We start from the raw sequence: 22,207 nt of genomic DNA on the forward strand, positions 1-22,207 counted from the left end.
CGCAGTGCTGCCCGGGCTCGCAAACCGATCCATCTAAAGCCTCGGCCATCTCACCCCAGCCGCGTACGCCCCGCAGGTTGAAGTAACTTATCCGCAGCGAACATCACAGTAAAACTATGTGTTTGGGCCGGACGGATACGATCAACCTTATGCCACTTCGTCCACGCTTCCGTTATGTCTCTTTCATCTCACAACCCTGCTCTATTACGTAGCACCGGGCAAGATGTGGTTCCCATAGCGCTCACCCGGCCTGGGTGTGGGAGTGAAGAACTATCGGGTGATCTTCGTGTTCGAAACGATAAAGCGTTGGCCCATTCCTGGATTCTGGTGGTCGGGTGCCGCGCAAACGGATGCCGCGGCGGACAAGTTGGGCGCAGCGTACTCGGGAGCGGTAGAGGTCTCCCCAGGTGTTTTGCGTCTACCAGGTGATCACTAAGAATGGTCTCGCCCTCCAGTTGACTCTGCAGGGTACGAAGTACTACATAGCGCCTGGTCGCAAAGCGCACCTTTATCTACAGAGCGATAGGTAGAAGGAAGACCGAATCGGACTGGGAAGATAGCTTTGCGCAGCGGACGTTGACATGATCACATTCATGAACTCTCGAAGAGTTGTGGATCAAGCTTGCTGAGCATCTTGCGCAGCTTTGCAATGCTTTCATTGGTTGTCCTTTCCCCGATCACTGCCATCTCATCAGCCCGAGTGAACTCTGATATATCAAAGGAGGTCACGTCGGGAGCGACCACAAAGTCTGCGGGCTGCACCCCAACAGAATTCATGTTGAAGCCTTGAATCATGTTCTGTCGCATAATTACTTGAATTGTTGAGAAGAAACGGTTGGTGCGAGAATCCCTGTTTGAGCGGATTCCTAGAAAGTCTCTCTCTAGCTTTGCCGTCACGCTCGATGCGATAACAAAGTTGCATCCCTTCGCCACTAGCACGTTGGCAGGGATATTGTTGAGCAACCCGCCGTCCACCAGCGCTCGATCTGATTGAAAGATAGGAAGCGAAAGGGGAGGGAGATTGATGCTTTCCAGAATACTCATCGTCGCGTCGCCAACCTCGCGCACCACCGGTTCTCCTTCGAAGAGATCAACGGCGACCGTAAACATCGGAAGATTCAATTGTTCCATCCTGGTTCGCCCTATGTATCTCCGCAGCATGGACTCGAACTGATTTCGTCTGTACTTGAAGAGCAAATACCAGTAGCCGCCACCGGGCAGCTGTCGAAACAACCACGAGGGCATCAAATCGGCCTTGAAGACCTGAGCAGCATACTCGGGCTCTAAGCCAGCCGCGTAGATGGTGCCGGTCATCGCCCCGGCACTCGTACCCGCCAGCATGTCCACATAGATGCCATGCTGCTCAAGCGCTTTGAGAACTCCAAGATGAGCCATACCGCGAGCTGCGCCGCCTCCCAGTGCCAAACCGAGTTGGACGCCTCGCAAATGATGAATGATGCGCTCGAATCCGTGCCGCAGTAAACTGCCTTGATTTGCCCCAGGAGCGTCCATGGAAAGCTTGAAGTCTCGTTCGGCGAGTTCATACAACTCCGGTACATAGGGAGGCATTGAGGTGTTGCTGTCGAGAAGCCACACAATCCGGAGCTTCTCTCGCCATCTGGGTACGCTCTTCACCAGCGCTTGGAGCAGCTGTACCGCTGCACGTGCATCCTGCGGCCGAACACACCACAGCACTATGTCGACGTAACTTATAAATCGCTTCATTACCTCTTCTGAATGATCCGCACGAATATCAAACAGAAGTCGCCTATGCGGGGCCCATTCCTTGATAATGTCTTGTCGCTCCTCGACATCTCCAACAAGCAATTTAAAGGGGATATCCTGGTCGGGTTTCCATTGCTCGTCGTCGCCGAGAATACATGGAGACTCGCCCAGGTCTCGAAGGCGACGTGCCAATCGACCAATGAGTGGACGGCTCGCCTCCGTGTGATGCACAACACCGACGACGGCTGGCTTCGGAAGCGAACGTTCTACCATCACGAATCGTTTGAATACGCTGGCTGCCAATCGAAACATAGCGAGTTGAAAGTCTGCATGCTTCGCTGTCAGTTGGAGCAAGTTCGAGAGTGTCAGTCGTATTGCTGTCGAAGGTTCAGTAGCTTGGACGTGCAAATAAGAGCGATCCGATAAACCGAGGGAAAATAGCCCAATGACAGCTCCTCTAGCGAAAGTATCTTGCTGCATCTCTTTGCCTAAAAAATCATAGAGCGTTGCCTGCATCCGGCCCGTGATGAGGAAGTACACGTGGGTAATCTCTGATTCGGCCTCAATGACCACTTCTTCGGCGTGAAACGCGGTCCAATCAGCGGCATCCGTTATCGCCGTCAGCGTGTCCTCGTTGAGTAATTTTGCCCATTCGAGCCGACAAAGCTCGATATGAAGTCGCTCGGTTGTTGGAGAAGCTGGTTTTTCGCCGCTGTTATCCATCTCGTTCTCCTTGAGTGGTCCAACCTAGCCCGGCGAAAGGCTTGTCGGAATGTGAGTCGCGGGTGGTATTCCACCGCCAGGGCTCATTCGACAAATCCCTCCCATTAAACTCGATAACCATTATCCTCGGAATTCTTGGGCGGGACACTAGGCCCCAGATCACACATGTAGAACAAGCCTAGAGATTCCGAAGATGGCAATCACATTGCCTAAAGGGCGTTAGTCCGCAACCAATCTTGAAGTTAGCGTCTAGGAAATCTGTCGAGAAGCGGTCTCTGCCTATGATCCCCCAAGCCTGTTTGCCACTGGGTAAACTTCTAGTTGCCTCGCCTAGGCGCCGCTCGTACCATCAAGCTGAAGAGATGGCTATATTCACTCCGGCAACTCCCATGGAGGGTCACGATGAAGCAAATGGCCCGACTGATCATTCTCATCGTTTTCTTGCTCTTCCCGTTCGAGTCGGTAATTGCTCAAGCGCAATCGACTCAGAACAAGGCGGATTCTCCCAAAAAGACAAAAGGCGAAACCCCGGAGCTTGGCAAATCCTATGCCTCGTTGCGCCCTGAGCAAAAGCAACTGGCAGACGACTTCATTCGCCGTTACAACGCCACCACCGGAAGCAACCTTGTGCCCCAAGAGGCCTACAACAACGGCCGACTGTCCGTCCGGACCACGTTTGACGCCGTGACCCATGCGCTGCTGAACGCCAAGATGACGGATGCAACTGGCAAGAGCCTGGGGCGAGCAATTGATCTGGTCGAAGCCGTTGACGAAGTGCTTGGAGAGGAATCCGGCGTAGGCGGCGACCGCCAGTTCCGCCTGTATGTGTACCTGAAGCCCAATGCGGTTGACATTCTCAGCCGCAGCCAGGAGTTCTTTCACGATAAGGACAACACTGTTTATCACGGGGGTTTTCCCATTTGTTACCGGCTGAAAAACGGACCTCCATCGATTCAGTTCTCCATTTCGCGGGACCATAAATTATCTGACATCGATGTCGACTATCGCGCTTCGGGCTTTCCTAAGGGTCTGGTCAATGGACACTTGTCCGCTGCCAACTCGGATGTCCGCGCGGGAAATAACCTGGACCGCCATGACGGTCGCTGGTCAGGTCTTAATGGCTGGTGGAGGAACGTCTTTGGACAGCTTGGAACTGGAGGGAAGCCACCGGCGGAAAACTCCACCGCGAGCGTTGGCAATATTCCCTTAAATCCCGGGGTGAAAGCCGATCAAGGCGTCGATAAGAGCGCGCACGATTTCCTGCAAAGCTGGATCGTAGAGAAGCAACCCAACAAGTCGGTTGCTTATTTTTCGCGCCAAAGCTATCCGTGTCTGGAGGCGACTGTGCAGAAGACCAGCAAGTCCGCGCCGCAAGGCATGATTCGGCTGCGCACACTGATCGCAATGCAGAAATTCAGCGATAGCATTGGCAAGGCAAATTCCGTTGCCGACGTGTTCACCCCTGCCGACAAATCGTCGCAAGCTTTGAATGAGGCAAAGAATGAGTATGCGTCGGAATTCCTGCTAGTGAGCGTGCCGCCGGACATGGAACCGGACGAGAAATGCGTTGCCCCACTGAGCGATGATCAAGGTAATCGCTCCAAGGAGAAGTTTTTTGCCGCCGCGTTTCGCGGAAAGCAGGGGGATAGCCGGAACAAGGTTATGACCCTGCTTTGGGCGCGGGAGGGCGATTATTGGAAGATCACCGCCATCCGCCTCGAAGATGGTAGCGACGCAGGCATCGTCCCCAAGAAAGCTGCGGCTCAGGCCGAACCGTCAGTGGAAGAACCGCAGACCATTGCCGGTGATCCGGGTGCCGTAAAATCCATCCTGGATTTCTACCAGACTTGGATCATGAAACGGGATGTTATCCGGGCTTCCGCCTTTGTCTCACAGCGCTCCTACCAGTGTCTGCCGGCACCCTCCAAAGACCAGCAGAAAATGACGCCCATCGCCAGAATCCAATCTGGGCTTCAACAGCCGCTCCGGAGAATTCCATCCGGCGCGAATCTTTCAGACACGATGTCGAGCCTGCAGCCCCGCAATGACCTGCTGCCCCCAGTCCAGCAGGAGAACTCCAAGGCTTTCGCGATCATGGCTGTGCCGAACCAGCTGGTCAATAGCTTTCTGTGTCAACATCGTCAGGCGCACGAAGATGCTCCGGACTTGAAGCCTGCTGATGCCAAATACGGAGTTTATTACTTGTCCGCCAGTCAATTGAATTATGGCGAGGAAGAATCACCCACTCTTCTATTGTTGTGGAACAAAGAAGGAGTGGGTTGGAAGGTTGTTGCCTGGGCTGTGGAGCTCCCATGAATAGAATCGTGCGCTGTCCGGAACCTAGTGCCTCGAGCTGACCGAAGCCTTCGTCGAAAAAGGGGGTCCGCCATAGGGCAGACGCGCCAACCGCTCTCGCCGGGTATCGGCTTCGACGATTCCTAATTCTTGAGAGAAGTCCTCAGGGCCTTGATGTCTTTCTCGTCCAGGTTGGTCTCGATGACCTTTCCTCCGAAGGGCTCGACCGCCGAGGTGAAAGTCGAGGATCGAGGCTCTCTCGCCGACCAGAATCAACGCCGAGGTATCCTTGGCGAGCGAAGCCGCAAAGTCGTCCAACCGCGGGTCGTCGAGGGCGACCTCGCCGGACGCGCCGGACACGGCGCCCACTGAACCACCCATCGCGGCTCCCGCCGCGGCGCCGCACAACCCTACTATCAGCAGTTGGTCCGGGAAACGGATGAGGAGATTCATCGCCAGACGGCCAAACTGGAGGCGTCGCCGACAGGGCATTGGCTAAGATGCCGAAGCGAACCAAGCGTCTGCCCTACCAACGGCAGGGGCACGAACCACGTGTGTTCGATCTTCGCTTGCGCAGGGCCGCTGCATTGACCGTGGCCGGCATTTTCGAAGTTACCGTTTCGACCGCCGCCAGGATTGCGACTTTCGGCTTTTTGAGACAAGCGAGAGGGCGAGATCTACTGCGTTCTGGCAGATGTGGCCCGCGCTTCCTCATTGTTCGTTTGCGACGCTCTTGAGGCCCTCGGACGCGAGGCGTCGCAAAAGGCGGCCAGCACTGGCAGCCAAGTCCCCAGGTAGCTCGGCGGACACGGACTCGCTAGCTCGCACAACCTGTGTATGGATTACGCGGTCGGTACCAGTGATCTGAAACTCCACAGCCCCGACGAGTCGCGTCCCCCCCGCGGACTCTAGATCCCACACTAAGAGTGTCGCGGCCAGCGCGGGAGCGCGGCCGGCATCGACAAGGCGCATGTCCGGACTGGACGCCACTTCGATGCGCAATGCCGTATCCAGATACCTGTCAGGAGCAGACGACCATCGCCAGACAGAGTCCTCGGTTATCTCACCATTCGGTTGCTGATGCAGTACACGGCGGCCAATGTGTCCGCGTGCCTGGGTATCGAGCAGCCGGACAGCAGCGGCATTGGGCTCTTTGCTCACTTGCCTCGCTGGCTCCGGCGGTTGCGGCTCGAGCAGTTGCGGCTCTATCATGCGACTCGGTGTCGTTTCGGGGCGCCGAAGGTGACAGGCGACTGCGCCCAGGCAGACAACCGTGAGCAGGAGACAGCACCCTAGTCGGGGCACCCGAATCATCAGCGTGTCACCTTAGTTGGCCGTAAACCATAAACCACCGACTCGGGTTCCTCCTGGAGCAGCCGCGCAAGTTCGCGCATCTCTTCGAGCGAATCCCGGATGGCAGGCATAGAACGTCGGAGATCGTCCGCCGCAAGCCTGGAATTCTCCGACGCGTCGCGCGCGGCCTGGTTGACGGCCGGAAAGTCTGCTGCCTTAATCGCAGCGCGAGCCTCTTCAGAGAACTTGACCAAAGCCCCCTGGGTGCCGATTACTCCATCCAACTCGGACCTCATCTGTTCGATCTGCGTAGTTGTCGTTGCAAAGAATTGCCGCGAGTCGGCGCTCAGCGCTGGTAGGTTGCTTTCCTGCACAATGCGCTCGACGTTGGTGAAGAACCGGTCGCTTCGGTCGAGGCTATCGGGAACCCTGATAACAATCTCCCTGAGAGTTTGTAGGGTCGCTTCCGTACGATCCAAAAGCGCAGGCAGCCGATCCTGTACAGACGCAACCACCGAGGGCATCGACGGCACGTACGGCCGATTCGGTGTGAACCCAAGGTCTATCGGTTTGGGGGGATTCTGAGGAACATCGAGCAGCAGGTACGCCTCCCCTGTCACCGGGTTGCCCACGATCCGGGCCCGAAGGCGGGGAAAGGTGCCTCCAATATCGGTAAACCGCCGGATCCGGTTGACATCCAGGCCAACAGTATTGAGGCGATCGAGAAACACCTCGAAGTTGATTTCGACGATGGTCCCGCGTGGGTCCACACGTAAATCTGTGATCTGGCCCATGGGCACGCCCCTGAACAGTACCGGGCTGGAGACATCCAGGCCACTGACGTTCTCGGTTGTGTAGGTGACCATGCCGATCACGTCACGGCTCCTCAGCCGTTGAATGAAGAGCACAGCCGTGGCCAAGACGACAACCACTGAGACAACGATGAAGAAGCCCAGTCGCGCATAACTTTTCTCGACGGCCATTCGGTTACCCTCCCCGATTTGCGAACACACCAGACGACGACCGCGTGAAGAAATCATGGACTAACGGAATCTCCGATTCATCCCGCAGCTTGCGCGGGTCTCCCCGTGCCACAATCCCTTTCGCGGCCTTGTCCAGCACGATACAGTTGTCAGCCACGAGAAAGATGCTCGCCAGCTCGTGGGTCACCATGATGACCGTGATCCCCAGATCGCGGCTAAGCGTAAGGATGAGTTGATCGAGCTCGACCGCCGAGATCGGGTCGAGTCCGGCGGACGGCTCGTCGAAGAACAGCAGATCGGCTTCGAGCATCAGGGCGCGGGCAATGCCGGCGCGTTTTTTCATGCCACCCGAGATCTCGCCGGGAAGATGTTCGGCGAACGCACCAAGCCCGACGAGGTCGAGCTTCGCGTGGACGAGCTCACGCGCTGTCGCGCCGCGTATCGGGGTCCATGTGGTCAAGGGGAGCGCGAGGTTCTCCGCGAGCGTCATAGAGCTGAACAGCGCGCCCGACTGAAAGAGCACTCCGAATGGGGGCACGCCCTCGTAGCGGCTCGGCTCTCCGGCGCCGTCGATATCGATTCGTCCGGCCTGGGGCTGCTCAAGCCCGATCAGATGTCGCAGCAGCGAGCTCTTGCCGCACCCTGATCCGCCGAGGATAGCGAAGATCGTTCCGCGCTCCACCTGGAACGTGGTGTGCTCCATGAGCACATGTGTCCCCCAACCGATGCGCAGATCGTCGACGGTGATGTGCGGCCTTGGTAGCGGCATGTTCAGATTCCCATGAGTGCGAAGAATAATGTAAAAACTGCGCTGATCACAATCACGCCGAAGATGGCCAGCACCACGGCGGTCGTCGTCCGGGCGCCGACTGCGGCGGCGCCTCCTCTCGTGAGCAGCCCTTGGCCGCACGCGATCGACCCGATCGCGAGCGCTAAAAACGGAACTTTGATGAGACCCGTGAGCAGGTGGCTGGCGGTGATCGCCTTCGCAGTCGCCTGAATATAAGCGTGGGGCGTCATGTTCGTCATAACGATGGTGGCCACCAGGCCTCCGACAAGGGCCAGCACATCGCCAACCCAGGTCAAGAGCGGCACGGTGACGGCGAGCGCGAGACAGCGGGGCAGGACCAACCATCTCACCGGGTCGAAGCCCATGGACCGCAAAGCGTCGATCTCCTCCGACACCTTCATCGTGGCGATCTCCGACGCGAGTCCAGCGCCTGATCGCCCGGCCACGACGATTGCGGTGACCAGTGGTCCGAGCTCTCGGAAATGGGCGACCACTACAAGTTCGGGGACATAGGTAACCGCACCGAAGCGCCCAAGTTGCGAGATGCCGAGAAGGCCGATGATGATGCCGACCAGCAGGTTGGCGGCGCTCGTGACCGGCAGTGCGTCTGCTCCGATCTCTTGAAACAGCCTCGGCAACGAACGCCAATCGACCGAGCTCGGTGTGGCGGCTGCTCTCGGAACTGCAACGGCACAGCGACCGATGAAATCAAGTGCATCGGTTGTCTTTCCAGGCAGCCGAGCCCCAAATGCGCCGATCAGCGTCAGCGGGTTCATCGTTCGCGTCTGAGGCGCTGGCAGGACAACCCGGCGTTCGCGATAAAGCGCGATTAACCGTGCCGCTTCGGGTTTATGGCCTTTAACGACCGATGCGTGCCCCCCATCCGCGTCCAGCCGATCGAGAAGCCGTGCCAGCAAGACCGCGCCTGTGCCGTCGATTCGATCGAGCTGCGCAAGGTCGACGTCGACGGAGCAACATCCATTCAGGTCGGCCTCAGCGCTCTTGACTGCCTGCGTCACTGCGGTCACATGGGCCAAGTCAAACGAACCGGTAGGTACTAGAGTCGCGTGGTCTCCTTCCCGGTCAGCTCGAAGGGCAACACTCATTGCGCAGATCTCCCGAGTTCAGTTGGCCAGGGTAAAGCTTCCAGAGCCCGAAACCAGAGAGCATGCAGTACTTCGAGTTATATTTAGACGCGAAACGCCGGATCTTTCGAGCAACAGCCTACTCGGGTAGCGCAGCAATACCCAACCGTTTTGTCCTGCCTCGCCTTCGTTTTTGGACGACGTGTAACTTAGGACCACCTAAAGATTCGGAAATGCCTGATACGGCTTTCAAAATATTGCTCGCAAAAGATTAAGACCGTGTATCCAATCTTGACACTATCGGGTGCGTATCATACTGCAAAATTGGCCAAACCAGCAAGGATCTCGCAATATTCAAGACCCATGTTCCGCCTGTACTCCAGATACCGAAGGGGGTGTGGATGTTACGCACCCCCTTAATTTCCTAACGCTCGACGATGTATGGGGCCTCCGCGGTCTCCCGCGTCACACATGCACCACATGAAATTGTGGCTTCGCAATCAAGGTCTATGATTTTTTGTTGAGGTCATCGTCCTTGTAGTACTTCGTACCCTGGAGCGTCAACTGGAGGGCGAGACCATTCTTGGTAATCTCGTAGACCCAGACGCCCGGTGCGACCTCGACCGCTCCCGAGTAAGCTCCGCCCTTGTCGCCTGCCTTGGCCGCGGCGTCCGCTTGCGCGGAACCCGACCAGCCAGAATCCAGGAATTTGGACAACGCCTTATCGTTTTCGAACACGAAGATCACCCGATAGTCCTTCACTCCCACACCTAGACCGCCGCCTGCCGAAACCATCTTCATGAAGGTTTCCTGCTTACTATTGGAGTTGACCGCAATTCCCGAGCCACGTGCCGTGCTCACGAGCAGGAGGTTCGTCCCCATGTTATTGAAAACGGCATATCCGGCAGCCTTTTGGATAGAGGCCTGCGCTGTGGGTTGCAGTTTGTACAATTCCTGCAGAGTTTGATCAGCCATCTTGCGAGTCTTTTCTCGTTTTTGATCGGGTGAGTCACCGGCCCTTGCCAAACCGGTAGCCAACAGGATCACTGCAAGGGTTGAAGCGATCATTCGGAATCTCATAAATGCTCCTTATCCTTCTGGAGTTGATTGCAGAGCACGTCACAACGTCAGGTCTGCCTGTAACCATTCCGAATAGCAGAACACGTTGGAATGCGTTTTCTCACTGGCAGAATTGCCAGTGGTTTGCGCACGACGTGTGCCGCGCTCAGCTCAAGGGCGCGAGCGGGGCTAACTGCAGATCAGGACGTCTCAAATGACAACGCGTGCATTGCGATAGAGTCTCACGTGAGTTCGATTCTTTTCGCAGTGCACAGCGCCAGTGGAGCTTACGGCAGGTGCAGCGTCTTCCAGGTGAAGTCGTAACGGAAACCGAGAGCCGCTGCGTTGTAACCTCCCTTCCCCAGTGCATCGGTGGTGTCTCCCAGCCTCGATTCAAAAAACGCGTAGCCAGATGGCGAGATGTGCCATTCGGCGCCGACGACTGCAAATCTGGTCTTGAAGTCCGGGCTAATGAGGGGATTCACGTCGAAGGGAATGTAGTCATCAAAGCCAAGTACTGCTGAAAACTTTCCGAAGTTCAACCTGGAATACAGCTCAATTCCGTTTGCTGAAAATCCGGCCGCTAATTGGTTCGGTCCACCTGTGGGGTCGGGAACGAACGCCAAGTCGCCTCTGACCTGCCGGACCCAGTCTGCTCCCCATTCAAGGCGCCGCCAGGTGCCTTTGCCTCCAAAGGCCCAGTAATCCGTGCCTCCATGGAGTACCGTCGTTGTAAGAACGTGATCGAAATAGGTCTTGTTGTAGGCGCCGCCGATCTGCAGTCCCGGAAGCACTTTGGCTTGGAAAGAAAAGCCGAAGCCGTTGAAGGCTTGCGGGGTGTCCGCGGTGCGCAACTGCCCCTGCGCTCCGAAGTCGAAGATCTTGGCGAAGTTGAGATGGTAAAGAACCGTCTGGTCGGCACGGGCGGTACCTGATTGACCCCCGTCAGTGCCGGCAACATAAGTCGCGGTAGACTGACCGCCGAAGACGTTAAAGCGATCCGTCGTGTAACTCGCTATGTCGTAGTGGGTGGAAAGCTGCTTGCCATAAGAGAGACGTCCATACTTGCCGAAATCGACACCGATAAAACCAAGGCGAGCACCGAAGACAGGTTGAGTCACTTGCTGCACTTCGCCGAAGCCAGACGCCGTGGTTGCGCCGACATTGAGCGAGGTTTCGCTCTGAACGAGGTTCACCCCCCATTCCGTGGTGCCAATTACCTTAACTGGTCCAAACGTTGCGAAATTAATGCCGACGCGGGTGGCATCGTCTTGTACTTCCGCTGGTCCGTTGGCTGGAATAGAGATGATGGTGCGAAGACTCCCATAGGGCTGGAAACCGCCTGTGTAGTCCACCGTCGGGTTGATCCCCGTTGTGGTGGTGGCCATCTGGGATTTTTTGTCTTCGGACTGAACCAGGGTCGCAGCGGTGGGCGCTGGTGTAGGGCTGGGCGCCGGTGCGGCGGCGCGGGAAGTACTTCCAGTCGCAAACTCGCCTCCGCAACCTTCCGACACCCAAACCCCTTGGTCGTCATAGCCCCAGTTTCTGCCCAGGAGGCAGGCGGCCTCACCCGTTGGTCGCAGCATCACGATACCCGCACGCGTGTCAGCCGAGCATTGTTGTCGTTCTTTGCCTTTGGATACGCAGCTTACGATAGACGAAACCGACGCCTCCACAAAGCTCTGTTGAGCATTTAGAACTGCAGCCCACTCCAGGCCCATGGCTGCAGACACGAAGCATCTTCTTAGTTTCATGTTCCCTCCTTTCACGCGCCTGAGCCGTCATATCTGACCCGACCTGCGACTTTACAGAAAGGAGGCCAACCGTTTGCATGCTTGAGCTATGTTTGGGGAGGAGATATATGTCTGCAAGGGAGACACTCACGCCTTCCCGCGGATGAAACTTAGGGGAATCCAGGGGCCCGTGTCCGCACCTACTTTTTCCGCTCAACCATGTAAGACCGAAAGGCCTTCCAGTAGAAACCTAGGGTTCGGAGCCTTTACGCGGGGAATGGTAAGGCGGGGACTACCTGCTTGTCCACTGGCAAACTAACAGTCTCACCGGAACAGGAAGACGTAAGCGAAGAAGTTCAGTCTGTTTCATGCAGGCGCTCAATGTTTCCTCAGGGAGCTATTTCAGTAAGTTCGGAGCTGTGTTGAACTTCAGAGTATATTGCGGACAAATCACTTAATCAGAATAAATATCATTTTTATATATGGATATGTATTTTTATCAGAAGAAATTAGTCATTTTTATTGTCACCCACGAATGCGGCGGAGAGCGACTCCGCCATCTCGTAAGAACGAGTGCCAGTGGGGCGCAACGAGCAGCTCTGGCCATGGGCTGATTGTCCAGAGCGCGCCAGAGAACGACAAGACGGCGAGCGCGCCGTTCATGAACATAAGCGCGAAAGAGAGGGTGGCCGTGAATAAGCGGATGTCTTTGGTGATTCGTTGGTCGGGGTTTTCGCCTTAGCCGACTGCTTGAAGTGAAGATAGATACGATTCGCAAGGTATCGGCGGAGGATCCAGTCTGGTCGCGGCGGTGAATCTCCGCCATGAAGTCGCGGGCTAACATAGCTGCTGCGAACGTTCAGCGACTACCTGTCTATGCGAAGCAATGAGTAACGCGAACAGCCCTCGCACTCGCCAACGCATCTCGGATGTGAAGTAGTACCTAACAGCAAGGGGGAATCCGTAGGATCTCGCCCAGGCGATGTATTAGCCTCGCTCGCGCAATCGAGACGGACGAACGTCTCGAATTCCGGGATTTAAGTGCTACCAAACAGCTCTTCAGCCCATATTCCGGGATTTGAGTGCCGCGTGACACTATTGTTCAACCAGAGGAACCTCCGACGCCACCTGCAGATCAACCAACACCGTAAGCCGCCGGTCCAACTGGAAGAACAAGGCAGTTTTCTTACCGGAGATCACTTTGCTGAATATCGGCACATACTTCAGGCGCAACTGCCCCACCGATTCCTCAATCCCAATGATCTGCCGGGTCAATGCCAACGCCTTATCGTCGGTGAGAGTCGAATAGTTGGACGCATAGTCCTTAATAGTCGCAACCTTCGCATCGTTGATCTTGGCGAGCTCTGCTGCGTATTGGTCGTATACGGGCCAGAACTTCGGTGCCTCGGCATCAGTCAGCTGCATATTGGCAGCGATGATCTCCTTCTTAACCGAGCGGATATCCTTCCGCAGCAGGGCGATATCCTGATCCACGCTGCTCTGAGCCGAAGTTGCTTGCGCCTGAGCGTGATCCACCGAGACGTTCGTCAAAATCACCATTGCCGCCATGCTCATCGATAGAAAATATTCTCTAATCACAGAACTCCTCCTTATAACTTCCGAGTTGACGCTTAGAAGCCGATCGCGAACCCGATCGATCGGGTACGAATTTTCTGGAGGCCGGGATACAGCAAACCTCAGGGGCCCGTCAAAACACAATCGAACTTGCGATGTTCCGACACCTATTTGACCGAATAGCCTCGCGCATCCATGCAGGCTGAAAACGCCCGCTTGAAGGTATTCATCTGTTGGTCATACGCAGCTTTCCGGCTTTGGTACTGCTGTTGCACCTGCGCCCCACCCTGCGCCGAAGCTTGATCTTTGGCAGCAGCATTCGCTTTGCGCTGCTGTCTGCCTCCCCGCACGGTACCTACAGTAGCGCCTACCGCTGCACCTGTTCCTGCATCTCCGGCAATTCCACCAATCACCGCACCGCCAACTGCGCCACGAGCCGCACCCTTGGCTCGTCCACCTTTTTGTTGCGGCGCAGCGTCAGCGGCCTGAGCTTGAGCTGCCTGGACATCAGCAGAAGACGGCGGCTGTGGAGCCGGCGTGTCCGCGTTGACGCCTGTCTGCTGCTGAGCGGAGTTATAGCAGTTGGACTCATCGATTAGCTGCTGATCATGACTTTGGCCCTTTCCCGGATAGGCGTAAAGGCCCACTTTGTTTGCGGCTGAGAAGGAAGGTACAGGTCCTGTCGGTGCAGCGGGTGCGGCCGGTTGAGCTGAGGTAGAAGATGGTTGGGCTGGGGCACCCGTCGGGGTCTCTGTATTGGGCTGCGATTTCTTTCCGCAGCCAACGGAACACAAAGACAAAGTTGCAACGCAGAAGAGGGTTGTTACACGAAAAACGTTAACGATCGAAGTGGCAGGCATATCGACGTCCTTTCCTGGGGTATTGCATTCCCCGAGCTTGCCTGGACCGAAGCGCAGTGTTTTCCCCCGCGCGAAGCTTCACGGGTTGGGAACCTCGACCGAATATTATACGGCTGAGCGTTCTTCACTCGCTACTGTCAACGGTCAGTCTGAGAATCAGCGCAGGAAGTAGTTCTCGCGACTCTGAATGTGACTCGGATCACTTGCGCATCGGGGCCAACGCTAGTCTGTCCATTTTGACAGTTGCAAATGTGAGTTCTGCGCAGTAATTTTGTTGACTCCACGGGCCATCGATCCGTAATCGATGTTCTCCATTCCCGAGTTAGTAGGGCTGCAACCTGTGATGACAGTCCATCGCTTCCTCATCGGGTCTCGGTTCGTAGTCAAATCCCTGCTTTGTATAACTTCCGGTGGACACCTTCGCTAACAACAAAGAGGACAAGTGATTAGGGCCAGTTGCCCCCGGTCGCTCCCTTCTCACAACTTCAATCGAGAATCTGTCAAATCTCAAAAACATCAATTCCACTCCGGAAGACCTTACGGATCTTCGTTATATCCCGGTCGACACTGCTTCCCGCTCGGAGTACGGCTTCCAAGCACCGAGGTCATCCCATACTTCAGGAGCTTGTCTCGAAATGCGTCTGTAGCAGGACGTGCGGGGGTTTTCCTCTGAATCCCTATACCCACCTTCCGATGAGCAGGAACTATCTCGGGCCTTATGGGGCACCGTTCGCCGCAAGCTGCTGATTCTACGATGAGCCCTGGTTTCAAGTAACAATTCTGGACGAATCAAATCCCATTCGCGTCGTGGTATAATCTTTTCGCTATCACGGCCTTCAGGATGCACGCGAGAAACTGCATTTAGTTTCCACTCTCCGGCAATGAGCGGGAACTGTCTCTCGAATCCCACACTGGAGTCGTCGCGTGAAAAATCTTCTTACCTTTTCCATGGGGCGGATAGTCGCCGGCTTTCTTGTCCTCGCACCGGTCTACCTCGCCTGTCTGCTACTGCTCAAAGCAATGAAGACAATCTTGGGCCTGATGGCGCCTGTGGCAAAGGTGCTTCCCAAATCAGTCTCCGCTGAAAATCTCGTTGCACTCATCCTCCTGTTGGTCATTTGCTTCTTTGTTGGGCTCGCGGTTCGCACACGAATGGGACGGGCGATCAAAAATCGCTTAGACATGTCTTTCTTTCAGAAGATTCCTGGTTACTCGCTCTTGCGAAGTCTTACGCAACAACTGGCGGGAGAGACGCAGGAGCAAGCTTGGAATGCGGCGCTGATTGAGATTGAGGATGCGCTTGTTCCCGGATTCATCATTGAAGAGCTTGTCGACGGACGTTTCACGGTCTTTGTCCCTTCGGTGCCTACGCCGATGGCTGGAGCGGTCTACGTTCTTACTCCGGATCGCGTGCATCGCCTGGATGTTCCGTTTACACAGGCGGTCATGACAATCACCAAATGGGGTTCGGGTTGCCAAAAGCTGGTGGCTGCAATGGAACAGAGAGAAAGAGTCTGACTCAGGGTCAGAAGAAAATGCGGGGTGCTACGCGAAGTGCCAGCAACGGCATCAACACAAGAATGCACCATACACGTGACCTGACGGATGAACAGTGGCAGACCCTTGACCCGCTAATCCCGAGATGGCCGAGGGCGACCTCGTTAGATATGAACGTCACGCCGAAAACTTTCTCGGGCTGCTCCAACTTGCCTCGTCTCTGATTCTACTGAGGCATTCATGAGATGGGTTCTAGTTCGCATGATAATGGTGTTCGGTGCAAGCAATGCCAAGCCCGCCCTCTGTTGCCGCCAGGTCTTTTTGGAAGCTCGGGGGTCTGACTCCGGGGCAACTGGGTCAAGCCGTTTTCGAGGAAATCAACGCAAATAACGTCTTTGGACGGGCAGCCGAACTCGCCTTCTATTTCTTATTCGCACTTTTCCCGCTGATATTTTTGATGATGACGTTATTCGGCGTATTCGCCTCACACAGTGTTGAACTTCAAAACGAATTCCTTTCTTATTTCGCAGATTTTCTTCCACCAACTGCGTTCCAACTTTTGAGAGGAGTAACCACCGAGATAGCGGCACACTCTAGTGAAGAAAAACTCACTTTTGGCGTAGTTTCAGCCCTATGGTGTATCTCCAGTTGCGTAAGTTCAATGATTTGCTTCCTGAATGCGGCGTTTCATGTCCGCGAGACTCGTCCCTGGTTCAAAGCTCGCGCAATAGCGTTCGTATTGAGTCTAGTAGCCTCAATTCTGCTTCTTACGGCCTTGTTTATAGCGCTTGCAGGTAACCACTTTGTGGGTTGGTTAGGGGCAGGGCTTCGATTGAATCCGTTAGTCGTCCTCGTCTGCAAAGCTTTTCAGTGGCCGACTGCTATCTTCTTCGTTGCCCTATCGTGTTCGTTGATTTATCGCTACGGTCCCGATCTGAAAGAGCGCCGTCGCTGGCACTGGTTTACGCCTGGAGCGGCATTTGGTGGGTTTATCTGGCTCGCGGCCTCGTTTGGATTCCGTATCTACCTGCACTTTTTTAATAATTACAGCGTCTCATACGGGTCATTGGGCGCATTGATGATTCTTTTGGTCTGGCTCTATGCGACCGGGCTCGCGTTGCTTATCGGAGCAGTGATCAACGCGGAAATCGAGCGCTCGTCGAGAAACGATCAAGGTCCTTAGATCGCGTCGCAGACCAATTACCGGCATACCGGAAGTTATTCCGTAGTTATCGTAAATGATGGTCCGCCTCTGGACTGCAAGGGAAGTTTGGTCGAGAAGACAACAAAGAGCCAGACCGAACGGATGACAATCCTTCATTTTGAAGAGGTCTATCGCCCGCCCACGGAGAAATGGAACTGGGGAGGCCCAAAGACAAAGTAGTCAAGGCGCTTGAGCAAACAGAAAATGCTTCCATACCAATCAGGCACGTCTGCATGTTCGACGTAAACGTAACGAGTTGCTTCTGTGTGAACTTCTTCTTTAGGAGAACCTTGCCGTTATCACGAAGGGCAACCAGGTTAAAGGTCGTCTTTCCGAGATCAATCCCTACTGAACGAATCTGCATGTCGATGATCCTCCTTAAACCCCGCCTACAAGATCCTTCACGCCACACCAGACCGCGTTATGCGAAAGCCAGGGATACGTCGAAGCCGTTTTCTTCTAAAAAATGGTAAAATATTGCCTCGCCGATAAGCGGGCGATCGGTTTTTGAGGTGTTGAAGATCACACCGTCAATGAACCTGCCGGGACACTCACGGACTCGAATCAACGCCAAAGCTTGGGAGTTAGCCCCGACCTACATAACCGAGCTGGATTGGATCTTGGTAAAGGACGACGTGACAAAACCACGCGACAAAAATGCGCTTATATATTTGCACCGGATTTCGTATTTGCACCGGATTTCGCCGGAACCTTTATTGATCTCAAGAATTGCCCGCTGGAGCCACTCTCCGAACGATAGGCCCATCACCGTCGATCTTCCATTCCATAAACACCAGGCACTGACTGCAGAAAAACGCAAAGGAGTCAAAATGATTACCTATTCCTAACAGCACGAGGCTCCCGCGCGCCTTAAGGAGTTTGAAATCATGTGCGACTTTTTATCAAAAATTCCGCAATTGGCCGCATTGCTGATCCTAAGTGCAGTTCTGCCTGCCTTTAGCCAGGAGACAGCCGACACTCCTCGCGAAACCCGCGGAGCGGATAAAGAGATCCGCCTCGCACCCGTCGTTGTCGATGGTGAGCTGCTATTCTCCGTTCGCGGGGTCACGGCGCACCCAGCGGAGTTGCGCGCCTCGCAGATTGCGGACAGGATCCAGGTCATAGCCGACAATTCGACCATCACTCCCGACGCGCTTGCTCTCGAAGAGCACCCTGGAGCGACCTGGATCATGTCTGGCAAACAGCGCGTCATGGCTGTCACCGATGACGATGCAGCAGTAGAAGAGGTCGCTCGCGGGCCGTTGGCCGAAGTGTACAGGCTTCGTATCAGCCGAGCCATCGAAGAATATCGGCACTACCGTCGCGTGGGATCCTTGTGGCTGGATGCACTCTACGCGCTCGGCGCCACGGTTGTCCTGTTTTTCGTTGGGTGGGCAGGCGTCCGGATCGTCCCTCGCCTCCGGAGAACCTTTGAGCGCCGCTACCACGAGCGGATCGAAGGCCTGGCAGGCAAGACGCATCAGATCGTTAAAGTGGAACAAGTCTGGTCTTTGTTGATGGGCTTACTGAACGCCGCCTGGGTTGTGGGAATTATCGTAGTCCTCTACTGCTATCTCAACTACGTTCTCGGCTTGTTTCCTTGGACGCGAGGTTTCGCCAAGCGTCTCTTGTCAATTGCGATTAACCCTCTCCAAACCATTGGCTCGGGGTTCGTCAGCATTATTCCCAATCTCGTCTTTCTCGCGATCTTTGCGCTCTTCATACGGTATGCCCTGAAAATCATCCGTCTCTTCTTCGATGGTATTGCTGCCGGAAGCATTACTCTGAAGGGCTTCGAGCAGGAGTGGGCGCTACCCACCTACCGGCTCGTTCGTATCATCGTCATCGCGTTCGGCGCCGTGATCGCTTACCCGCATATCCCCGGCTCACAGTCCGGAGCGTTCAAAGGTATATCGCTGTTCGCCGGCGTTCTCTTCTCGCTCGGTTCCTCTTCTCTCATCGGAAACGTCATCGCCGGCTATAGCATGACGTATCGGCGTGCGTTCAAAATAGGAGACCGCGTGAAAATCGGGGAGCAAATGGGTGACGTTGAGATGGTCCGCCTGCTTGTCACTCATCTCCGCACTGTTAAGAACGAGGAAATCGTCGTGCCGAATTCCAACATACTAACGAGCGAAATCATCAACTACAGTTCGTTAGCCCGCGAACGGGGTCTCATCCTGCACACCACGGTTGACATTAGATACGACGTACCTTGGAGGCAGGTTGATGCCATGTTGCTCGAAGCGGCGGCCCGTACTTCAGGAGTGCTACGGGAACCCTCGCCATATGTACTGAAGAAGGAGTTCAAGGAAGCCGCCGTCACCTACGAAATCAACGTGTATTGCGATGCTCCCCAGAGAATGGGATTGATCTACACGGACCTCCACGGAAACATTCTCGACATGTTCAACGAGTACGGAGTGCAAATCATGGTGCCAGGGTACGAGGGCGATCCCGATCAACCGAAGATTGTCCCACGGGATCAGTGGTACGCGGCTCCTGCGCGTCTTCCCCGCGCAGACATCGTTACGAACACTGATGCACCAATACAAAGCCTCTCGCAGGCATCTTCGAGTTAACAGATGAGTGCAAAGAGCTAGTGTGCTTTGACATCACGTTCTTTCAGTGCGCTTCCACGTACGACGACCCGAGATGGAAAACGGAAGCTTCACGGTTTACGTCCCTTCGATATCTCTCCATTTCGCCTAGCTGCAACCGAAGTCACTGCCGCGACGAGCAAGGCAGGGGCCCATCTACTACATAGGTAGGACCCTTGTACGTGAGCGACTAAGACTTTTCCTTCGAGTTCTTAGGTGACTTCGAGTTCAAAGTGGTCAGTAACACCTCCGCCGATGCAGGAGGCTGCACGCTGCCGCTGAAAATCTCCTCGCCGGTAATTTTCTTTCCGTAGATCTTCTCGTTTGCACCGTCGTCCGGGCCGAGCGAGGTTCCTGATAGCGAAACTCCGCCAAATACCCCTTTTGCACGAGAGTAGGAGAGCATTTCGGCGCTCATGTTTCCGCTGGTAGATGCCTCGGCGGTGCGGCCAACCGGACCGGCAGCGATGCTGGCATCGCCACCGAGCTTGGCTTTGCCGTGCAAAACTGTCTTCGCACCCTTGTCGTTCATGACGAGAACGACGAAGTCAGTAGCCTGGCCGCCAGCCTGGAGGCCGAGGCTGCCACCGCTGGACTGCATCATGATTGGGGCGGACCAAGGGCCGTCGAAGTTGGCACCACTGCGGCAAGTCATGGCTCCGCGACCATATTGTGCGCCGACAATGAAGCCGGCCTTCTTGACGGAGGGCAGAACGATGACGCACTCTGATTTGTCGAGGACATTTTGCGGAATGCCCGGGTTTCCGTTGATCAACTCTTTGACGACATCACCGGACTCCTTGAGCCGCTCTTGTTCGTCCTTGTCATCGGCGCCTCGTGCGAGCGCGGGTGTGAGGAGAGAGACAAGGATGGTGACGGCCACCATCCACCATGTGTTGATCGGTCGGAAGTGCTTGGTAACCTGATTCATTGCAGTCTCCTTTTTTGATCCGGTTGTACTCTCCAGCGGAATCATTCTTCAGTTGCCGTTAGAGAATTGCACGTGGCAGTTAGTTATGCTGCCGGTATAGAGATACTGAATCCTTCTTCCACCAGTTGTTCGGGATGAAACTGCAGATATTCCACAGCTGAGGTAATCGACGCGGTGTAGCATGCGCCATGGCGGTTGTGTCGGTGCTTGCTCTGAGCAGGGCGGCTTCTGCGAGGACAGAATCGGCTTGGGAGAGTTTCGGAGTGAGCTGGCCTGGCCACAACAAATGATCATGGAGCACCTCCTCTCTCGTAAAAGATCAATTTTGCAACCGATCTTTGTACAAAAGCCGGGAGTCCGGTGGTGCTGGACTTATCTGCTTATCACAACCTGTTGCCAATGAATCACGGCCGAGTTTCGGACAAGAATATAGCGCCTTATACCGACAAAGAGCAACCCATGGATCGGGAGCTTGTGAGCGGCAACGAGATGGTCGTTGATGTACCGCTCTGACTACGCTCCTCGCTTGACTCCCTTTTCCTCCGAGAGCACAATCTCTTCGCGCAGGGGACGATCCGGTTCAGGGGTCCAATTGATTTCGGAGACCGGAGACTGAATGTTACTGTCCGAGCCTACCGAGCAGGAAACCACGGCAGTCTGGTACTTACCGGTCCGTTCGACCTGGCTCACGTGACAGAGGTTGAGTGCGAGGCACAAAAATGCCCAAGCAAGTTTAGACGGGTGCTTCTCGGTCGATATCGACCAGGACATTAGACGTGCAGTCGATGCACAGCTAGCAGAGAAAGGTCTGACCAAGGTGGACAAAGGTGGGAACCTTCTAGTGGGCTACCAGGCCAACGTCCAGGAAAAGAGCATAAAATGTTGGGCTCGGGAGGCTATGGCTGGTCGGGCGGAGGTCCATGGGAGGGCGGCTTTAGCTCAGTTCAGGGCCAGACTTCTACCATTCCCATTGGGACGCTGGTAGTGGGACTGTATGACCCAACGAGAATGCAACTGACTTGGCGTGGAGACGCTAGCAAGACCGTCAACCTCAAGAAAGATCCGAATAAAAACTACGGGAACCTGCAAAAAGCGATGGTCAAGCTTTTCAAGAACTATCCGCCTCATCCCGGTAAATAGGTGCGAGGGGCGAAAGACAACTTCGCCCTATACCAACTGTACCGTCCGCCGAGACCCACTCAACAGGAGAAGCAAGTGGTTTTCTTTACCTCGGCGATTGCCCGCGCTGTCTGGCCGTTAGTCAAACGCGAACATATCCACTAGTCAAGCGGAGAAGATCACAAATCTCGTCTTAATCAATTTGTTTGTGACATGGCTGATGGAGCGATTTAGAAGGATTCGCAAACCGTCGTTTTTGATGCGAAGCCATAGACCCGGGAGGTTCCGTGGATACCAGGCGACCAAAGGCTCCTAAAAGTTCTGCGGATGACGAGATCTTGCCTGCGAGCCTCTCTCGATTCTCTTCTTCAGCTTGGGAACCGAGTGGATCGACGGATCAAACGTGCGCGTGCAGGCTGCCTCGCAACTCCTAGGAGTTTTCCTAGTTGTTCCTATCTCTGAAGCAACGGAAACTCACACAAGCCCCAAGATGTTGGGGCAGCGAGTTGTATTGCATATGGGTTCGGCCGAAGCTAAGCGACCTGTGGCATTGCGACTGGGCCGATAGTTTGCTCGTTGAATTCTTGGTAGCAATCCAGCCCCTGTGATGCATGGACCCACCGCGTTATGGGGAATGCCATTACAAGGCCAGAGGTTCATATTGCTGTCTAAATGCATTGGAGGTATGGTGTCAAATAGATTCCGGGTTATTGCACTTCTATTTGTATCTCTTGT

At 55.1% G+C, this 22,207-nt stretch carries 16 protein-coding genes and 1 pseudogene; 5 read left to right on the forward strand and 12 right to left on the reverse strand.

The window, feature by feature from the left end:
• Positions 1 to 591 precede the first annotated feature (591 nt).
• Entirely contained in the window at positions 592 to 2,448 is a 1,857-nt protein-coding gene (locus AC5S26_RS28130; RefSeq protein ID WP_494188270.1) for a patatin-like phospholipase family protein, read from the reverse strand.
• 402 nt (positions 2,449 to 2,850) lie between these two features.
• On the opposite strand from AC5S26_RS28130, the gene AC5S26_RS28135 reads away from it, so the two are divergent.
• Positions 2,851 to 4,764 (forward strand): hypothetical protein, encoded by a 1,914-nt coding sequence (locus AC5S26_RS28135; protein WP_494188271.1) that lies wholly within the window; start codon positions 2,851 to 2,853, stop codon positions 4,762 to 4,764.
• 24 nt (positions 4,765 to 4,788) lie between these two features.
• Here the strand turns inward: AC5S26_RS28135 and AC5S26_RS28140 are convergent, their stop codons facing one another.
• The 9 genes from AC5S26_RS28140 to AC5S26_RS28180 form a co-directional block, all read right to left on the reverse strand.
• Positions 4,789 to 5,235: a DUF1269 domain-containing protein gene (locus AC5S26_RS28140; RefSeq protein WP_494188272.1), complete on the reverse strand. Its 447-nt coding sequence runs from the start codon at positions 5,233 to 5,235 to the stop codon at positions 4,789 to 4,791.
• Positions 5,236 to 5,454: 219 nt separating this feature from the next.
• Complete coding sequence (locus AC5S26_RS28145; protein ID WP_494188273.1) at positions 5,455 to 5,904, reverse strand: hypothetical protein; 450 nt, start codon at positions 5,902 to 5,904, stop codon at positions 5,455 to 5,457.
• 152 nt (positions 5,905 to 6,056) lie between these two features.
• Complete coding sequence (locus tag AC5S26_RS28150; protein WP_494188274.1) at positions 6,057 to 7,019, reverse strand: MlaD family protein; 963 nt, start codon at positions 7,017 to 7,019, stop codon at positions 6,057 to 6,059.
• A gap of 4 nt (positions 7,020 to 7,023) precedes the next feature.
• The gene (locus AC5S26_RS28155) at positions 7,024 to 7,788 is read right to left on the reverse strand and encodes an ABC transporter ATP-binding protein (RefSeq protein ID WP_494188275.1); all 765 of its coding nucleotides are present in this window, start codon (positions 7,786 to 7,788) and stop codon (positions 7,024 to 7,026) included.
• Between the two features lie 2 nt (positions 7,789 to 7,790).
• Positions 7,791 to 8,915, reverse strand: a complete 1,125-nt coding sequence (locus AC5S26_RS28160) for an MlaE family ABC transporter permease (RefSeq protein WP_494188276.1) — start codon at positions 8,913 to 8,915, stop codon at positions 7,791 to 7,793.
• Positions 8,916 to 9,401: 486 nt separating this feature from the next.
• On the reverse strand, positions 9,402 to 9,974 hold the full coding sequence (locus tag AC5S26_RS28165; protein ID WP_494188277.1) for a lipid-binding SYLF domain-containing protein: 573 nt from the start codon (positions 9,972 to 9,974) through the stop codon (positions 9,402 to 9,404).
• Positions 9,975 to 10,240: 266 nt separating this feature from the next.
• Complete coding sequence (locus tag AC5S26_RS28170; RefSeq protein WP_494188278.1) at positions 10,241 to 11,707, reverse strand: porin; 1,467 nt, start codon at positions 11,705 to 11,707, stop codon at positions 10,241 to 10,243.
• 1,074 nt (positions 11,708 to 12,781) lie between these two features.
• The gene (locus AC5S26_RS28175) at positions 12,782 to 13,285 is read right to left on the reverse strand and encodes a hypothetical protein (protein ID WP_494188279.1); all 504 of its coding nucleotides are present in this window, start codon (positions 13,283 to 13,285) and stop codon (positions 12,782 to 12,784) included.
• A 143-nt stretch (positions 13,286 to 13,428) separates the two neighbouring features.
• The gene (locus tag AC5S26_RS28180; RefSeq protein ID WP_494188280.1) at positions 13,429 to 14,121 is read right to left on the reverse strand and encodes a glycine zipper family protein; all 693 of its coding nucleotides are present in this window, start codon (positions 14,119 to 14,121) and stop codon (positions 13,429 to 13,431) included.
• Between the two features lie 924 nt (positions 14,122 to 15,045).
• Here AC5S26_RS28180 and AC5S26_RS28185 point away from each other — a divergent pair.
• Together AC5S26_RS28185 and AC5S26_RS28190 are read left to right on the forward strand one after the other, a co-directional pair.
• On the forward strand, positions 15,046 to 15,639 hold the full coding sequence (locus AC5S26_RS28185) for a DUF502 domain-containing protein (protein ID WP_494188281.1): 594 nt from the start codon (positions 15,046 to 15,048) through the stop codon (positions 15,637 to 15,639).
• Positions 15,640 to 15,904: 265 nt separating this feature from the next.
• Positions 15,905 to 16,801, forward strand: a complete 897-nt coding sequence (locus tag AC5S26_RS28190; RefSeq protein WP_494188282.1) for a YihY/virulence factor BrkB family protein — start codon at positions 15,905 to 15,907, stop codon at positions 16,799 to 16,801.
• Between the two features lie 205 nt (positions 16,802 to 17,006).
• Here AC5S26_RS28190 and AC5S26_RS28195 read toward each other — a convergent pair.
• Positions 17,007 to 17,186: pseudogene (locus AC5S26_RS28195) on the reverse strand (IS110 family transposase); the annotation flags it as partial.
• 523 nt (positions 17,187 to 17,709) lie between these two features.
• Between AC5S26_RS28195 and AC5S26_RS28200 the strand changes: the two are divergent.
• Positions 17,710 to 19,404 (forward strand): mechanosensitive ion channel family protein, encoded by a 1,695-nt coding sequence (locus AC5S26_RS28200; protein ID WP_494188283.1) that lies wholly within the window; start codon positions 17,710 to 17,712, stop codon positions 19,402 to 19,404.
• A 208-nt stretch (positions 19,405 to 19,612) separates the two neighbouring features.
• On the opposite strand, the gene AC5S26_RS28205 is transcribed toward AC5S26_RS28200, so the two are convergent.
• On the reverse strand, positions 19,613 to 20,353 hold the full coding sequence (locus AC5S26_RS28205) for a lipid-binding SYLF domain-containing protein (RefSeq protein ID WP_494188284.1): 741 nt from the start codon (positions 20,351 to 20,353) through the stop codon (positions 19,613 to 19,615).
• 879 nt (positions 20,354 to 21,232) lie between these two features.
• On the opposite strand from AC5S26_RS28205, the gene AC5S26_RS28210 reads away from it, so the two are divergent.
• Positions 21,233 to 21,493, forward strand: a complete 261-nt coding sequence (locus AC5S26_RS28210) for a DUF4136 domain-containing protein (protein WP_494188285.1) — start codon at positions 21,233 to 21,235, stop codon at positions 21,491 to 21,493.
• Positions 21,494 to 22,207: the final 714 nt, after the last annotated feature.

The organism is Edaphobacter sp. FHG110511_03 (assembly GCF_059115365.1).

Bases quoted from the DNA above. Each gene is read 5' to 3' on its own strand.
- AC5S26_RS28130 (WP_494188270.1), bottom strand. From the start codon at position 2,448: ATGGATAACAGCGGCGAAAAACCAGCTTCTCCAACAACCGAGCGACTT.
- AC5S26_RS28135 (WP_494188271.1), top strand. From the start codon at position 2,851: ATGAAGCAAATGGCCCGACTGATCATTCTCATCGTTTTCTTGCTCTTC.
- AC5S26_RS28140 (WP_494188272.1), bottom strand. From the start codon at position 5,235: ATGCCCTGTCGGCGACGCCTCCAGTTTGGCCGTCTGGCGATGAATCTC.
- AC5S26_RS28150 (WP_494188274.1), bottom strand. From the start codon at position 7,019: ATGGCCGTCGAGAAAAGTTATGCGCGACTGGGCTTCTTCATCGTTGTC.
- AC5S26_RS28155 (WP_494188275.1), bottom strand. From the start codon at position 7,788: ATGCCGCTACCAAGGCCGCACATCACCGTCGACGATCTGCGCATCGGT.
- AC5S26_RS28160 (WP_494188276.1), bottom strand. From the start codon at position 8,915: ATGAGTGTTGCCCTTCGAGCTGACCGGGAAGGAGACCACGCGACTCTA.
- AC5S26_RS28165 (WP_494188277.1), bottom strand. From the start codon at position 9,974: ATGAGATTCCGAATGATCGCTTCAACCCTTGCAGTGATCCTGTTGGCT.
- AC5S26_RS28170 (WP_494188278.1), bottom strand. From the start codon at position 11,707: ATGAAACTAAGAAGATGCTTCGTGTCTGCAGCCATGGGCCTGGAGTGG.
- AC5S26_RS28180 (WP_494188280.1), bottom strand. From the start codon at position 14,121: ATGCCTGCCACTTCGATCGTTAACGTTTTTCGTGTAACAACCCTCTTC.
- AC5S26_RS28190 (WP_494188282.1), top strand. From the start codon at position 15,905: ATGCCAAGCCCGCCCTCTGTTGCCGCCAGGTCTTTTTGGAAGCTCGGG.
- AC5S26_RS28200 (WP_494188283.1), top strand. From the start codon at position 17,710: ATGTGCGACTTTTTATCAAAAATTCCGCAATTGGCCGCATTGCTGATC.
- AC5S26_RS28205 (WP_494188284.1), bottom strand. From the start codon at position 20,353: ATGAATCAGGTTACCAAGCACTTCCGACCGATCAACACATGGTGGATG.
- AC5S26_RS28210 (WP_494188285.1), top strand. From the start codon at position 21,233: ATGTTGGGCTCGGGAGGCTATGGCTGGTCGGGCGGAGGTCCATGGGAG.